General features: G+C 62.9%; 14 protein-coding genes. 11 read left to right on the forward strand and 3 right to left on the reverse strand.

Annotation, left to right across the window (positions count from 1 at the left end; translation table 11 throughout):
- Positions 1-253: 253 nt before the first annotated feature.
- From NKI06_RS18735 to NKI06_RS18745, 3 genes are all read right to left on the reverse strand, one after another.
- Positions 254-514 carry a hypothetical protein gene (locus tag NKI06_RS18735; protein ID WP_023682263.1) on the reverse strand — a complete coding sequence of 87 codons (261 nt, stop codon included), beginning with the start codon at positions 512-514 and terminating at the stop codon, positions 254-256.
- A 1,022-nt stretch (positions 515-1,536) separates the two neighbouring features.
- Positions 1,537-2,427 carry an adenylate/guanylate cyclase domain-containing protein gene (locus NKI06_RS18740; RefSeq protein ID WP_023746314.1) on the reverse strand — a complete coding sequence of 297 codons (891 nt, stop codon included), beginning with the start codon at positions 2,425-2,427 and terminating at the stop codon, positions 1,537-1,539.
- Positions 2,428-2,849: 422 nt separating this feature from the next.
- The gene (locus tag NKI06_RS18745) at positions 2,850-3,878 is read right to left on the reverse strand and encodes a LacI family DNA-binding transcriptional regulator (RefSeq protein WP_023697399.1); all 1,029 of its coding nucleotides are present in this window, start codon (positions 3,876-3,878) and stop codon (positions 2,850-2,852) included.
- 738 nt (positions 3,879-4,616) lie between these two features.
- Between NKI06_RS18745 and NKI06_RS18750 the strand changes: the two genes are divergently transcribed.
- The 11 genes from NKI06_RS18750 to NKI06_RS18800 all read left to right on the forward strand — a co-directional run.
- Positions 4,617-5,846, forward strand: coding sequence for an extracellular solute-binding protein (locus tag NKI06_RS18750; RefSeq protein ID WP_352986591.1), 1,230 nt, complete (start codon positions 4,617-4,619; stop codon positions 5,844-5,846).
- A gap of 81 nt (positions 5,847-5,927) precedes the next feature.
- Positions 5,928-6,788, forward strand: a complete 861-nt coding sequence (locus tag NKI06_RS18755; RefSeq protein ID WP_352986581.1) for a carbohydrate ABC transporter permease — start codon at positions 5,928-5,930, stop codon at positions 6,786-6,788.
- Entirely contained in the window at positions 6,785-7,741 is a 957-nt protein-coding gene (locus tag NKI06_RS18760) for a carbohydrate ABC transporter permease (RefSeq protein ID WP_352986583.1), read from the forward strand. Before NKI06_RS18755 ends, NKI06_RS18760 begins: the two co-directional genes overlap by 4 nt.
- A complete protein-coding gene (locus NKI06_RS18765) occupies positions 7,738-8,829 on the forward strand; it encodes an ABC transporter ATP-binding protein (protein WP_023743528.1) in 1,092 nt (363 codons plus the stop codon). Before NKI06_RS18760 ends, NKI06_RS18765 begins: the two co-directional genes overlap by 4 nt.
- A 1-nt stretch (position 8,830) precedes the next feature.
- Complete coding sequence (locus tag NKI06_RS18770; RefSeq protein WP_023743527.1) at positions 8,831-9,892, forward strand: ABC transporter ATP-binding protein; 1,062 nt, start codon at positions 8,831-8,833, stop codon at positions 9,890-9,892.
- 35 nt (positions 9,893-9,927) lie between these two features.
- Positions 9,928-11,025 (forward strand): Gfo/Idh/MocA family protein, encoded by a 1,098-nt coding sequence (locus tag NKI06_RS18775; protein ID WP_286441880.1) that lies wholly within the window; start codon positions 9,928-9,930, stop codon positions 11,023-11,025.
- A 26-nt stretch (positions 11,026-11,051) separates the two neighbouring features.
- The gene (locus NKI06_RS18780; protein ID WP_352986585.1) at positions 11,052-11,966 is read left to right on the forward strand and encodes a sugar phosphate isomerase/epimerase family protein; all 915 of its coding nucleotides are present in this window, start codon (positions 11,052-11,054) and stop codon (positions 11,964-11,966) included.
- A 55-nt stretch (positions 11,967-12,021) separates the two neighbouring features.
- Positions 12,022-12,963, forward strand: coding sequence for a sugar ABC transporter substrate-binding protein (locus NKI06_RS18785; protein ID WP_023689426.1), 942 nt, complete (start codon positions 12,022-12,024; stop codon positions 12,961-12,963).
- 133 nt (positions 12,964-13,096) lie between these two features.
- Positions 13,097-14,101: an ABC transporter permease gene (locus NKI06_RS18790; RefSeq protein ID WP_352986587.1), complete on the forward strand. Its 1,005-nt coding sequence runs from the start codon at positions 13,097-13,099 to the stop codon at positions 14,099-14,101.
- The gene (locus NKI06_RS18795) at positions 14,098-14,895 is read left to right on the forward strand and encodes an ATP-binding cassette domain-containing protein (protein WP_023689425.1); all 798 of its coding nucleotides are present in this window, start codon (positions 14,098-14,100) and stop codon (positions 14,893-14,895) included. Before NKI06_RS18790 ends, NKI06_RS18795 begins: the two co-directional genes overlap by 4 nt.
- Positions 14,889-16,061 (forward strand): aldose 1-epimerase family protein (locus NKI06_RS18800; RefSeq protein WP_352986589.1); only part of this gene is annotated, 1,173 nt, incomplete at its 3' end. The genes NKI06_RS18795 and NKI06_RS18800, both read left to right, overlap by 7 nt.

Below are 16,061 nucleotides of genomic sequence, written 5' to 3' on the forward strand. Positions count from 1 at the left end.
GCCAATCAGCCTTGAGATGGAAAAGCACAAGGTTCGCGTCTATGCGAAAAGAGGGCTTTCCCGGCAGCGTATCCCGCCTACCACCGGCGGCGAGGAAAGCTCCAACTTATATGACAACACTAGTCGGCGAGGGTTTTGCCGAGTTGCTGTCAAGATTGCAGGCGGGATTTGATGGAAAAATCGCGAGGCTGCAATCAGCGACCTATTCGTTCCGATCGCGATGCAGGCTATCCGCCAACGCGTCGACAAAGTGTCAGCCGCATCGCTTCAGTTCCGCCACCTGAACGCCGAGACGGAATGCCTGACCATCGGCATAAGAACGTGCATAGCTTTCTGCTTCGAACGGAAACGTCAGGGTGCTGCCGTAGGCGGTGACGCGGACCGTCCACTTCTTGTCGCGAACGAGTTCGACCGAATTGTCGGGCGACGTCATGATTTCCTCCGGCACCAGCAAGGCGAAGGCACGGATAGCGTCGCAAAGGTTGTTTGAATGCAAACAATCCGACACGCTCATGTCGCTTGTTCTATACGCCCAGACTTTCTCTCGATTAGAGCAGCGCCACGGCTGCAATGTCGGTGGCGTTAAGTCCCCTAGCTGACAAGACCTTTCCCATCGCGTTGGTCCCCTTGCGGCGTCACGCAGCGACCTTTCTGAACGCCGAGATTGTCAGCCCGCAGTGTCCCGAGAGAATAGCCGGCAAGCCGCACGGTGCGAATGGCAACTCTGCGACGACTGCTTCAACAACTTTCGCGACTGGCTCATGTGAACGTCGACCACTGGGCGCTCACACTGGCTTCTGCGACCAGCCAGCTGCGATGAATTCATCACGGCTGATCACCTTTCAGGATTCTCGAGCATGTGGCGCACCAACTTGAACTCGATCGGCCCAAGAGGAATCTCCCCGGTGCTGCAAATACGGTGGTATCGAGCTCCATCTCGAGGTCGCGATATGTCAGTGGTCTGCGCTTCTGCGCCAATTTCGTGACGGTAGCCCAATCGCGAGCCTTCGCAGGTGATCGAGGAGCTATTGCGGCGCAAATGGTCTGATGAAGCGTTCGTCGACCCCGGGCTGCAACAGCCTGTGCTGACCTTCAGCACCTGGGGATATCAAGGCGACACAGGGCAGGGAATTGGTCCGGGCATCCCGCTTCAGCCGGCCGCTCCCGTCGCCAGCTCATTGTCTGGCCGACAGTCCAGCACAATTCCCACGCACCGGCCTTTTCGCGGCAAGACCTAGCGCGTCATCGATCGAGCGGGCCAGCTTGCTGCCGAAGCCATCCACCACCTGCAGAAGGTGGCCTAGGAGCAGGTAGAACTCCGCATCCTGCGAGGGAATGCACCGGCCGCGGCTCCTTCGAACTCAGCGAGGGAAACGGAAGTCAGCTCTTCGCAGTTCAACTTCGAGAGCAGACGTTCCTGGATTGGCCTTGGCACATTTGTGAACGGTCGATTCCAATGGCTGTCAAAGAGTACGGCGCGACATTGAGGCGCCAGCGAACCAGCTCTAAACCGGTCGAGCTAGTAGCCGGGCCGGGTCAATCCGAGACAATTTCGTAGTGAAGAAGCTGGGCTTCGTCGAGTGCCGACTTCACTCCAGGCGAGATGACGCCGGAGCCGAAGAGGATAATATCTTCACGGCGTACGAATACTTCATGGCCCAGTCCCATGGACACAAACGTGCCCGAAGAGCTTCGTTCGAGAAGCCGAGCTCTGCCATTCAATATGGTGAAGGCGGCGTGGCGCCTCGATACCCAGGGCCGCTCGACGATGATGTCGCATTCCGCCGATCTGCCGATTGTCACGGATTCGCCGTTTCGACAGGATCGCAGCTGATCTCTGTAGCGGATGACCAGATGAATCTGCCGCGGCAGGACCGAGCGTCTATCTGTAGTGGCGCCATGGCTGGTGATCTGCGTACCGGGGGCCCCATCGTCGCTCCACAGGGTATAGACATCGAAGAACTCTTGCTTCCCCTTCAAGGCCATTTTGTCGAGGAGCCGCAGGCCCTTGCGGCTTCTCGGGGAAAGGGCTTCGCAGAAGCTCTGGCTGATCAGCACCTCTCCGGGGTTCGCCGTGGTGGACAACCTTGCGGTGACATTGACAACGTCACCGAATATCGCGCCCCGCGCGCGAATGACCGCCCCGAAATGCAATCCGATACGGGCGCTTAACGGACCTTTAGTCAGTTGGTGGCTGATTTGGCAGACGGCCCTCAGCGCCATTTCCGGGCTCTCGAAGAGGCTGAGTATGTCATCGCCCTTCGAGTAAATGAAATCACCACCGTGCTTGGCGACGATCTCGCGCATCGTGTCCAGGCAATCCGAGACCTGCTGTAGAGCGGCATCGTCTCCGATCCGCTCATAGAGTGGCGTGCTGCCCACGACATCAGCTAAGAGGACTGCGGCAAGAAGCGTTTCCTGGTCCATCGATCTCGTGTCCGACCCAAAAAGTCAGCGTGCGTGTATAACACACGAGGTTGCCTGCGACATATCTGCTCGTGCGCCTGGGGCCGGGGCGATGCCTCAGGTGATCGTCGCGGACGGACGGGCGTATGCCATTCGTCGGCTTCGTGCCGGGCGACATCCAGAACCCTCTTCGCCCCAATCGTTCGCGACCTCGGTGCTATGAGTGGACTTGGTCTTTTAGGTTCGGAAAGGATGACCGAGTGCAAAGATTGGGCAACGGCCTTCTCATACACCATCAACCACGACCCGATCTCGTCCCTCCGACTTCGCGCGGAATAGTGCCAGATCGGCGGCTTTGACGAGATCATTCGGGCTCTCGTTCGTATTTGGGACCGGTGGCGACGCCAACGCTGTGCTTTGCGATAACATCACGGATCCATTGATCAGATTTCAGGTATATTCTCTTTGAAGATCACCTGAAGTCGTGGTTGATGCGGTTCATAGTTCAGGTGCCTGACAGAGTGGCTTAAAATGTTGAGCGCTTCCCGCGCCTCGACGCGCGGATTTTGATCTATGACCGCATCGAGCGTCCCATCCAACAAAAGTTCCTTGGTGCCGTCTGTCACCTCGTGGCCAAGAAAGAGAATGTCTTTGGCGCGTCCACGCTCCTTGAGCGCCCGAGCGATGCCGGTGTTGCCGGCGCCGACATTGTAGATCGCGGCAAGATCGGGGTGCCGGTCCAGAAGCGCTGATGCTTCCGAATAAGCCTTCTCTCGGTCATCCAGCATTTCGCGCATCTCGACGATCTCGAGATTGGGCGACTCCTCGGTCAAGATGTGCCGGAATCCCATCTCGCGTTCCTCATGGCCGCGATAGGACAGCGAACCGGCGAACAGCGCCACCTTGCTTGGGCGTTCCGATCCCATGAAGCGGTTGAGCAGATAGCCGGCCAGCCGCCCCGCGGCGCGGTTGTCGATGCCGATATAGGCCACTCTCGGAACATGCAGGATGTCGGAGGCGATGGTCACCACCTTGACGTCATTGGCTGACAGCGAGCGGATCGCCTCGCGCACCGTTGGATGATCGAGCGCGATCACGCCGACGCCTTGTGTCTGTCCACGCAATTCTTGCAGCAGGCGGGCGAGCCGGTCGGGGTTGAAGCCCTCTATGGTGGCGATGTGGACGTCGAGATCGGGGCGCGCTAGGGCCTGCGCCTCGATGTGTCGATGCAGCATCTTGATGAAGGAATTGGTGCCGGCCGGCAGAGCGAAGTCGAGACGGATGACCTCTCCAGGTGAGGGCCTGGGCGGCGCTCCGTTCGGGCCTTCCGCGATGTAGCCGAGGCGCTGCGCCATTTCGAGCACGATCTCACGCGTGCGCGCCCGCACACCGGGCCTGTTGTTCAGCACGCGGTCGACGGTGGCGGCGGAAACGCCGGCTTCCCGGGCTATGTCAGTCAAGGTGGAACGCACCGTCTTCATCTCCTCAATGCATCAGATCGCACAATGCCGCTAGCCCGTCCGACGGCCACAGCTGCCAGCCATCAGCGATTCTGATGGGAAATGATGTATCCAGCCTTAGCCGATGCGCAAGGAGGTTGGGCTAAATCGCGTCACCCGGCGTGATAGTCGCGTGCCAGAAAGGCAGATTTCCCATCAAATCGAGGCATTGAGCCCGTGTGTCGACCTTTGCATGACGTATTTTCTCCGCGGTTGCGGTGTTACGATGTATTTTGAGTATTTATGATGTTGACAGCCTTCCGGTGCTGCCGTCAATATCCCTCAACGGGCTCGTGGAGGAAACATCGGCCCTGAGGGAGGAATTCCAATGTCTGATTTGATCCGCATATCGCGACGCGGCTTGTTGGCGTCCGGAGGGAAGGCGGCGGCGTTCGTGGCTGCGGCCGGTATCGCACCGCAATTCATCCGTCCCGGCCGTGCCGTTGCGGCCGACGCGCTGGCGCCAGGCATGGTAGGCGGTCCCACCGGTTTCGAGGGCGCCGAGCGCTATCAATATGGCGCCGACACGCCGGAAGCCCGTGCCGTTGAGGCGGCCAAGGCCTTGAAGGGAGCTGGCAAGGCACCGGCCAAGATCGTGCTTGGCTGTCGGATGGCTCGATTGGCCAACTCACACAGCCTTTCCCTGCGGGTGCGCCGTCGATCAAGGAGCTGTGGGAAAAGGAAACCGGCATCCAGATCGAGATCGTCGGCCTGCCAAACGGCCAGGAATTCACCAAGACGATGCAGGACATCTCCACCAAGGGTGGGGCCTATGACATCTACTCGACGGAATGGAACCGCCTCGGCGACCTTGCCGAGACCGGCGGCATCGCCAAGCTCGACGACTTCGTCGCCCAGTACAAGCCCGAATGGGACGATCCCAAGACCGGCTATGTCGACGGCGCCAAGGGCGTGTCGCTGCTCAACAAATATCGCGGGTCCAACTATGGCGTGTCGCTGGACGGCGACTTCCAGACCTGGGTCTACCGCACCGACCTGTTCGGCGACGCTGCCGAGCAGAAGGCGTTCAAGGACAAATTCGGCTACGATCTGGCGCCGCCGAAGACCTGGAAGCAGCACAGTGACATCGCGGGCTTCTTCCAGCGGCCCGACAAGGGCCTGTTCGGCTCCACCGACCTGCGCAACCAGGGCTGGGGCTACACCAACTGGTATCAGCGCTATGTCTCGATGGCATCGCCCAACCAGTTCCTGTTCGGCGACGACGGCAAGCCGCTGATCAATTCCGAGCACGGCATTGCCGCCACCAACGAATATGTCGGCTCGCTCGTTCATCACTCGCCGGACGCGATCTCCTGGGGCTGGCCGGAGCAGTATGGAAATTTCGCCAAGGGCGGCGCGGCGATGACCTGCGCCTTCTCGAACCTGCCGAAATTCCTCGACAATGCCGGCAACAAGGATTCCGCCGTCACCGGCAAGATCGGCTCGATGCTGCCGCCCGGCCGCGAAGTCGACGGCAAGCTGATCAGCCGTTCCGTGCTGTGGTTCTCGCTGACCGGCATGGTCTCGTCTCAGTCGAAAAACCAGGAGGTCGCCTACCTCCTGCTGCAGTGGCTGGGCTCCGCCCGCATCTATGCCTGGATGAGCGCCAATCCGGGCGGCTATCTCGATCCGTTCCGGCTCTCGGATTTCTCCGATCCGCTGGTGCGCCAGACCTACCACGCCTACCACATCGACGTGGTGCGCGAGACCGTCGCCCGCACGGTGCCGACGATCAACTATCCCGGCGCCACCGCCTTCCACAACGCATTGGACGAAAACCTGATGGCGTCGCTGACCAAGGCCAAGACAGCGGAACAGGCGATGGCCGACACGGAAGCGGAGTGGAAGAAGATCGCCCGCCGCATCGGCGAGGACAAATTGCTCGAAGCCATCAGGACGAACAAGGAGGCCTGGCCGACGGTTCTCGACCCGATCAGCTGATCCGTCTCCCTGGATCAGCGCTGGAGGGGAGGAGCATCTGTTCCTCCCCGCCGCAGTCAACGCCACCAGCAAAGCAGCCAGATGAAGCGTTCCGTCCCCTTCGAGATATTCCGCTACGGCGCGATCTTCGCGGCGATGGCGGTGACGCTGGTACCGATCCTGTGGATGGTGTCGATGGCCTTCAAGCCGATCGCCGAATGGTCGGCGACCGGCGCCGACCTGACATGGTGGCCGAAGAACCCGACGCTCGGCAATTTCCAGTTCGTCTTCGGCGAGTCCAACAACAATCTGATCGTGGCGCTCGACCGCACCGCGCTGAAGCCGATCCTGTCGTCGCTGCTGTCTTCGGTGTTCGGCACGGCGATCGCAATGTCGGCGGGCACGGCTGCGGCCTACGGGCTGTCGCGTTTCGGCTCCGGCCAGAACCTGCCGCTGGCGCTGATCCAGCTCAGGCTGTTTCCGCCAATGGCGGTGATGATCCCGGTCATGATCATGTGGGCCTTCCTGAACTTCACCGACAGCTGGTTTGGCCTGGCCCTGATCTACGGCATCGTCACCCTGCCGTTGGCTTTCTGGCTCATGAAGACCTTCTTCGACGACATGCCGCGCGAGATCGAGGAAGCGGCGCTTGTCGAAGGCTGTTCGCGGCTGCGCGTCTTCACGCGCATCACGCTGCCGATGATGCGCGCACCGCTGGCCAGCGCCGCCCTCTTCGTCTTCATCCTCAACTGGTCGGACTATCTGATCGCGCTGCTGCTGACGACGCGTGAATGGGTGACGATCCCCGTCTACATGGCCTCGCTGTCCTCCTCGATGACCGGGCAGCTCTATGGCGCCAAGGCCGCGCTCGGTCTTATCGCCGCGGTGCCGCCGGTCATCATGGGCATCGCCATCCAGCGCCATCTGGTGCGCGGACTGACGTTCGGCGCGCTCAAGCAATGAGCGCGGTGACCGTGACTGTCTCAAAGGACGCAAAGGCCGCGCTTGGCAAGCCCGCGCTGCGGGACGAGGGAGCGCGGCTGGGATTCCGGCTGACGCTGCCGGCGCAGGTTTTGGTGCTCTTCATCTCCGTCTTCCCGCTGCTGATGCAGCTCTACATCAGCGTCACCGACTGGTCGCCGCTCTCCGGCCTCGGCTGGTGGAACGCATGGGAGATGTGGAACAGCTTCGCCAACTACACCGACCTTGCCGCCGATGCGCGCTTCTGGAGCGCGCTGAGGCGCACGGCCATCGTCATGGTCGTGTGCGTGCCCGTCGAATTCCTGCTTGGCCTGGCATTGGCGACGCTGTTCGCGGACGATTTTCCGGGCAAGCGGATCTTCTATTCGATCCTGCTGATGCCGATGATGGTGGTTCCGGCGGTGGCCGGCTACATGTTCTTCATGCTGTTCCAGTCGGGCGGGCCGCTGAACGACATCCTGTCGGCACTCAGCGGGTCACGCGTCACCATCGCCTGGCTGTCGGACCCGACGCTGGCGCTGATCGCGGTGATCATCGCCGACATCTGGCAATGGACGCCGCTGATGTTCCTGATCCTGCTTGCCGGCCTGGTCGGCGTGCCGCAGGACCAGATCAAGGCGGCGACCCTGCTCGGCGCCAATGCGTGGCAGCGCTTCGTCACCATCGTGCTGCCGAAGATGAAGACGATCATCATCATCGCGCTGGCGATCCGTGTCATCGAGAACTTCAAGATCTTCGACACGCTCTACATCATGACCGGCGGCGGCCCCGGCGTCGCCACGGAGACGATCTCCGTCTACATCTACAAGGTCACGACGCAGGACCTGATCTGGGGCTATGTGGCGGCGATCGCGCTGGCCATCCTGGTCGTGCTTTCGATCGTTGCGGTATTGGCCATGAAGCGCATGGCGCGCGCAAGGCTGGTGCCGGCATGAGCGCGATCCAGCTGCGCAACCTGGTCAAGACCTTTGGCGAGTTCACGGCGCTGAAGACCATGGACCTCGACATCGCCGATGGCGAGTTCATGGCGCTGCTCGGGCCTTCGGGCTGCGGCAAGTCGACAACGATGAACATGATAGCCGGCATGGAGGAGCCGACCAGCGGCAAGATCCTGTTCGGCGAGCGCGACATGGCCGGCGTGCCGATGGGCCGGCGCGGCGTCGGCTTCGTTTTCCAGAACTATGCCATCTTCACCCACATGACGGTGCGCCAGAACCTTGGCTACGGGCCGCGGATGCGTGGTGCGGCGAAAGCTGAGATCGACCGCCGCGTCGGCGCCACCGCCGAGCTGCTGCAGTTGACGCCGCTGCTCGACCGCAAGGCCGACCGGCTCTCGGTCAACATCCTGCAGCGGGTGGCAATCGGACGCTCGGCGATCATGGAGCCGGCCATCTTCCTGCTCGACGAGCCGCTGTCCAATGTCGACGCCGCCTTCCGGGCGGTAATGCGGACCGAGCTCAAGCAGCTGCAGCGCCAGTTCAGGCAGACGATGGTCTACGTCACCCATGACCAGCTCGAGGCCATGACCATGGCCGACCGCATTGCCGTCATGGATCACGGCGTGCTGCAGCAGGTGGGAACGCCGCTGGAAGTCTACAACAATCCAGCCAATGTCTTCGTCGCCCGCTTCATCGGCGCTCCGGGCATGAACCTGCTGAAGGGAAGGCCGGCGGAGAGCGACCGGGGCCTGGTGGTCGATCTCGGGCCACTGGGGGTCACGCCGACGCTGCCGGATGCGCTGGCCGCCACCTTGCGCGGATCGCGCTCCGAGGTGCTTTACGGCTTCCGGCCCGAACAGGTGTCGCTGGTGCAGAGCGGGCAGGGCCTCGCCATGCCGGTGAGCTTCGTCGAGCGGATCGGCGCCAGGACCATCGTCCATCTCGGCGATGGCGAGACCGCCGTGAAGGCGGTGTTCGACAATGCTGTCGGACTGTCGATCGGCGAGCTTGCCGTCGTCGCCCCCGTGGCATCGTCCGTGCGTGTCTTCGATGCCCGCAGCGGCATTGCGATGAAGGCAGGTTGACATGGCCGATATCGTCTTTCGCAATGTCAGCAAGCGTTACGGCACGACGCTCGCCGTCGACGACGCCTCGTTCACCGTCAATGACAACGAATTCTTCTGCTTCTTCGGGCCGCCGCTGTCGGGCAAATCGACAATCCTGCGCCTGGTGCTCGGGCTGGAGACGCCTGACGCCGGAGAGATCCTGATCGGCGGCAAACCGGTCAACACCGTCTCGCCGGCCGAGCGCAATGTCGCCATGGTGTTCCAGAACCTGGCGCTGTTCCCCCATATGAGCGCGCGCGACAATGTGCGTTTCCCGCTGGTCGAGCGCAAGGTCGCCGAGGCCCAGATCGAAAAGCGTGTCGCCGACGTCGCCGCCAAGCTGCATATCGGCCACATCCTTCACAAGCCGCCGGCGCAGCTTTCCGGTGGCGAGCGGCAGCGCGTGGCCATAGCCCGCGCCCTGGTGCGCGACCCGAACGCCTATCTGATGGACGACCCGATCTCTGCGCTCGATGCGCGGCTGCGCGAGGAAACGCGCGTCGAGCTCAAGCGCATCCAGCGCGAACTCGGCAAGACGCTGATCTACGTCACCCATGACCAGGAAGAGGCGATGTCGATCGCCGACCGCATCGCCATTCTGGAGAATGGCAGGATCCGGCAGATCGGCGCTCCGGCGGAGATCTACGACCGCCCGGCGAACACCTATGTGGCGCGACTGCTTGGTTCGCCGATGATGAACATCCTCAAATCCGTTCGCGGCGACGGTGGCATCGAGGCCGCAGAAGGCACGGTCAGCATCGCCGATCGCGCTGCTCCGGCCGACGCGATCGAAATCGGGCTCAGGCCGGAGGACATCCAGGTCCGGCCCTGGGTCGACGGGGGCGTTGGCCGCCCGGCACGCGTGTTCGAGGTCGAGCCGCTTGGCGGCTACACGGTGGTAACGCTCGCCGCCGGAGAGGCGCGGCTGAAGGCGCTGCTGCGCGGCCAGCCCGACATCAGGCCGGATGCGGCGGTAGCGATATCCTGCGAGCCGGCCCGGGTGCATTATTTCGGGCAGGACGGAGGCGCGTTGGCGAGATGATCGCGGCTGCGAAAACAGAATTGCGGGAGGAAGACATGGCGAGCGAAGGCTTCGAGCCGGACGTGAAGGTCCGCACGAAAGAATACCGTATCGGCTGCATCGGCGCCGGCATGATCATGGCCGAGTGCCATCTGGCAGCCTATCGCGAAGCGGGGTTCAACGTGATGGCGATCGCCTCGCGGACCCGTTCCAATGCGCAGAAGGTCGCCACGCGTTGGGACATCCCGACCGTGCACGACACGCCGGAACAGCTGATCGAGAATCCCGAGATCGAGATCGTCGACCTTGCCTTTCCGCCCGACCAGCAGCCGGCGCTGATCCGCCATGCGCTGAAGCAGCCTCACATCAAGGCGATCCTGGCGCAGAAGCCACTGGCGCTGTCGGTCGATGAAGCCGTGAAGCTGCGCGACGAAGCATCAAAGTCCGGCAAGATCCTCTCGGTCAACCAGAACATGCGCTACGACCAGTCGATGCGCGTTCTGAAGCAGATCATCGACAGCGGCGCACTGGGCGACATCGTCTTCGCGCAGATCGACATGCATGCCATCCCGCACTGGCAGACTTTCCTTCAGGACTACGACCGGCTGACGCTCGCCAATATGAGCGTGCATCATCTCGACGTGCTGCGCTTTCTGTTCGGCGATCCCTCGGAAATCACCACGCTGACACGCAAGGACCCGCGCACGACATTCGAGCATAGCGACGGCATCACCGTCTCGACGCTGCGCTTTCCCTCCGGCGTGCTCGCCGTGTCGCTGGAGGATGTCTGGTCCGGACCGCGCCAGGAGGGCTATCTGGACGACCAGCACATCAACTGGCGCGTCGACGGCACCAAGGGTGTCGCCAAAGGCACGATCGGCTGGCCGAAAGGCGCTGCCTCGACGCTGACCTATGCCTCGACCGAGACGACCGGCGGCGAATGGGTCAGCCCGAGCTGGGACACGATGTGGTTCCCGCATGCCTTCATCGGCGTGATGGAGCAATTGCAGCATGCGGTGAAGACAGGCGCGCCGCCGGCGCTCTCCGTCGCCGACAACGTCAAGACAATGGCACTGGTCGAGGCCGGCTATCGCTCGATCCACGAGGGCCGCACCGTCAAGCTTTCCGAAATCTCGATAAAATCAGCCAACTGAATCGCTTACAGGGAGGAATTCACATCATGATGCAGGCAGGTATTTTCACGGGCTATTTCCCGTACGGCCCCGAAGAGACGGCAAAGAAGATCCGCGGGCTCGGTTTCAACACGGTGCAGCTCGACCTGCATTTTAGGGATATCGATCTGTCGGCCGGGCAGATCACTGAGGAAAAGGCCAAGCAGGTGCGCGACGTCTTCCGCGACAACAACCTGCCGATCTGCTGCGTGTCGGGCTACACCAACATCATCCATCCCGACAAATCCGAGCGCGACAAGCGCGTCGGCTATCTCAAGGAGATCATCCGCAACGCCCGCAGCTTCGGCTCGCCCTACGTGATCTCCGAGACCGGTACCTACAACACCGAATCCGACTGGGTGCATCACCCGAAGAACAAGACCGAGGAAGGATTCGAGGAATGCCGCAAGGTGATCGCCGAGCTTGCCCAGACCGCCTATGACCATGGCGCGGTCTTCCTCCTCGAGACCTACGTCAACAACGTCGTTGGCTCGGTCGAGGAGACGGTGAAGATGTTCGCCCACGTCGACCATCCCGGCCTCGGCCTGCTGATGGATCCGACCAACTATTTCGAAACCCACAACATCGACAGGATGGACCAGATCCTGAACCAGGTGTTCGATACGCTGACCGACAAGATCAAGATCGCGCATGCCAAGGACGTCAAGCGTTCGGGCAGCGACAAGTCGGAAAAGCATGCCGACATCGGCGACGAGGATGCGATGGAGAGCCACACCTTCCGCGGGGTCGGCGAGATCGAGCTGCCGGCGCCCGGGCTGGGATCGCTGAATTACGATCTCTATCTGCAGCGGCTGGCGGAAAAGCACCCAAACATCCCGGTCATCATCGAGCATCTCTCGGAAGACGACGTGCCGCGCGCGAAGAAATTCCTCGACGGGAAGTTCCGCGCCAACGGCCTGTGAGCGCCGGTTGCGCCGCCGGCGCATGGCGGCGCAACTCCAACCAAGGGAGGAATGAATGTTGAAATTCGCATTGAAAGTGGCTGCCGCGGCAACGCTGGTGGCCGGGGTCTCCTTGAGCCTGCCGGCATTCGCGCAGGACGGCCAGAAGACCTTCTATCTGCTGTCGCATGGTGGCCCTTCGGACGCGTTCTGGATCGACTGGAATGCCGGCGCGACCAAGGCCTGCGACCAGCTCAAGGTGACCTGCAAGATCTCGTTCAGCGGCGGCGACATGGCGGCGCAGAAGGAGGCTTTCAACTCGGCGCTCGCCGCCAAGCCGGACGGCATCGCCACCACCTCGGCTCAGCCCGGCCTGTGGACGGAGGAGGTGAAGGCCGCCAAGGCCGCCGGCATACCGATCGTGTTCTTCAACACCGACGATCCGGCGACCGGGCGGCAGGCCTATGTCGGGGCCGACCTCAGGGAAGCGGGCGTCATCTGGGCCAAGTATCTCGTCGACCACAAGATGGTGAAGCAGGGCGACAAGGTGTTCCTGCCAGTCGAAGTGCCGGGCGCCAGCTACCAGCAGCTGGAGACCGAGGGCATCGCCAGCGTCTTCGATCCGCTCGGCATCAAGTACGACGTGGTCGATTGCGGCACCGACCCGGCCGGCATCATCGCCAAGATGACCGACTACATGGTCGCCAACAATCCGCCGGCAATCATTGCACTGGGCGATTCCGTGGCAGCAAGCATCAAACGCGTCTTCGACGGGGCCGGTGTGTCGGCCGGCAAGGTCCCGGTCGTCGGCTGGGGCAACTCAAAGGAGACGGCCGAGGCGGTCAAGTCCGGCTTCGTCAATGCTGCGGCCTGGCAGTACCCGTCGGCGCAGGGCTTCATGCCGGTGGCGCTGCTCGGGCTTGCGGCCTCTGGCGAGCCGATCGGCTACGACATTCACACATTCAGCCTCTACGACGCCTCGAGCGTCGAGCCGATCCTGAAACTCTACAACAAGTGACGACAATCGGCGCCCGCCCCCCCCTGGCGGGCGCGGGCCGCCACGCCACGGCGGGCCCGCGTTTGCCCTCCCCCCACGCCACGCCCCCCCGCCGCGGCCGCGCCCCCGGACGAAACGCACGGTCCTGACAGATATGGCAATCACCGCCGCCGACGACACGCAGCGAGCGAAGGGCAGGTCTGCGCTGCTGCGTTCGCCGCAATTCTCCTCGCTCATCATCCTCATCGTGCTGCTCGTGGTGTTCGCCATCGCCGACGGCAACTTCCTGTCGCCGCTCAACATATCCAACATGATGGCGTTCCTGCCCGAGCTCGGCATCATCGCTCTCGGCATGACGCTGCTGCTGACGGCGGGCGAGTTCGATCTGTCGGTCGGCGCCGTGTTCGGCCTTGCGCCCGTCGTGGTGATGCTGCTGGTGCAGAATGGCGGTATCGACATCGGCGTCGCCCTCCTGGCCGGGCTTGTGCTGTGCATCGCGATCGGCGCCATCAACGGGCTGATCGTCACCAAGATCGGCATTTCCTCGTTCCTGGTCACGCTGTCGATGCTGCTCGTCGTGCGCGGCGCGGCGCTCTACATCACGCAGGGATTCCCCCTGAAGTCGTGGGACCAGCCCGGCTTCTTCGTCACGCTGCTTGCCGGCAGCTTCAATGTAGGCTCGTTCCGGTTCTACACCTCGCTCTGGTGGTTCATCGGCCTGTCGCTGCTGGCGATTTACATCCTGCGCTACGCCAAGCTCGGCAACTGGATCAGCGCCATCGGCAGCAACCGCAACGCAGCGGTGGCGCGCGGCGTGCCGGCCGACGCGGTCAAGATCTGGCTGTTCATCCTGACCTCGGTGGTGGCCGGGCTGGCCGGCATGATCAGCGCGTTCCGGATTTCGGCCGCCTCGCCGGTGGCCGGCACCGGCTACGAACTCGAAGTGATCGCCATGGTGGTGGTCGGCGGCACGGCGCTCACCGGCGGGCGCGGCACCATCCTCGGCACCATCGTCGGCGCGCTGATGCTGCGCGCCATCCGCAACGGCATCGTGCTGATCGGCGTGCCGGGCTTGGCATACAACATCTTCGTCGGCGTCATCATCCTCGCCATGCTCATCCTGCACGCTTTGCTGCAGAAGAACGCCGCAAGGAGCTGACGATGGAAGTGCTGCGTCTGCAAGACCTGCAAAAGTCCTTCGGCAACGTGCGTGCGCTGAAGAACGCCTCGTTCACCCTCAACGAAGGCGAGGTGGTTGCCCTGCTCGGCGACAATGGCGCCGGCAAGTCAACGCTGATCAAAGCGATCTCCGGCGTCTTCCCGGCCGACCACGGCGACATCTTCGTGCGCGGCGAGAAGGCATCGATCCGCTCGACGCGCGACGCGATGGACCTCGGCATCGAGACCATCCATCAGGACACATCGCTCGCGCCGGACCTCAGCATCGCGCGCAATCTTTTCCTGGGCCGGGAGCCGGTCAATTTCGGCTGGCTCGGCGTGTTCGCGCCGCTCGATCTCGCCAAGCTTCGCAACGCCGCCTCGGCGCTGCTGAAGCGGGTCGGCATTTCGAAAAAGCTCGATGCCGATGCACTGGTGAGCACGCTCTCGGGCGGTGAGCGGCAATCGATCGCGATCTCGCGCGCCATGCAGTTCGCCGCCAAGGTGATCATACTCGACGAGCCGACCAACAATCTTGGCGTCGAGGAAACCCACGGCGTGCTGCGCTTCGTCAAGGAGGTGCGCGACGCCGGCCACTCGGTGCTGCTCATCACCCACAACATCCACCACGTGTTCCAGGTCGCCGACCGCATCATCGTCATGCGCCGCGGCGAAATCGTCGCGGAACAGACGGTCGCCGACACCGACCTGTTGACGGTGGAAAGCATCATCACCGGCGCCGACATGTCGGCCTTGCTCAAGGAGGCGGGCAAAGTGAAGGACGTCGCATGGTAGAGCTTTACGGCAAGACGCTGTCGCGAAGGCAGGTGGCCGAGCGGTCCGGCATGCTGTCGCAGTTTGCCGGTGTGCGGCTTATGACGCTCGGCGACGGCGTGGAGCGCGGCATCCGGATGCTCGAGTTCCGCACCGGCTCCGGCCTGCGCTTCACGGCGCTGGTCGACCGGGCGCTTGATATCGCCGATTGCGACTTCCGGGGCCAGGCGATCGGCTGGCATTCGCCGAGCGGCTTTCGCCACCCCGGACTGCACGAGCATGAAGGGGAGGACGGTTTCGCCTTTGGCCGGTCGTTCTCGGGGCTGCTCGTCACCTGCGGCCTCGATCATATACTGGGCCGGCAAGACGTGCCGGCCGAAAGCTACAATTATCCCGGGCGCAAGCGGGTATTGCACTCGCTGCATGGCCGCATCGGCACCGTGCCGGCGCGGCTGACCGGCTACGGCGAGGCCTGGGACGGCGACCGCTGCGTGCTGTGGGCGGAAGGCATCGTCCAGCAGGCAACCGTGTTCGGCGAGGATCTCCATTTGCTGCGCCGCATCGAGGCCGATGTCGGCGGCAGCGAGATCCGCCTGTCGGACCGCGTCGTCAATCACGGTTTCAGCCGCACGCCGCATATGTATTTCTATCACGTCAATGTCAGCCATCCCTTGCTCGACGAGGGTTCGCGCTACCTGGCGCCGATCCGGGATGTCGTCTGGGCGGCGCACGCCGGCGAACGCTACGAGGCGCAGAAAGTCGGCTACCGAACCGTGCCGGCGCCGCAGCTGGGGTTCAGCGAGCAGGTCTGGGAGCACGAGCTTGGCTCCGATGCGGCGGGCGAGGTGCCGGTGGCCGTCGTCAATGACCACCTGGGCCTCGGCTTCGAGGTCGTTACCCGCAAGGATCAGCTGCCCTGCACCTATCAGTGGCAGAACTTCCAGGCCGGCCTATATGCGTTGGGAATCGAACCTTCGACGCATCATGTTCTGGGCAATCTCGCCGCGCGCGAACGGGGCGAGATGATCTGGCTGGACCATGGCGAAAGCCGCTCCTATGACGCCGTGTTCCGGGTGCTCGACGGTGCCGGCCAGATCGCCCAAGCGGAAGCGAGGATAGGGTCGATCGCCCGGCAGCCGCAACAGGATTACCCTGCGAAGTCGGGCGCTTTTGCGAGACTGCAGGCG

Source organism: Mesorhizobium sp. M0772 (genome assembly GCF_040320135.1).
Lineage (GTDB): Bacteria > Pseudomonadota > Alphaproteobacteria > Rhizobiales > Rhizobiaceae > Mesorhizobium.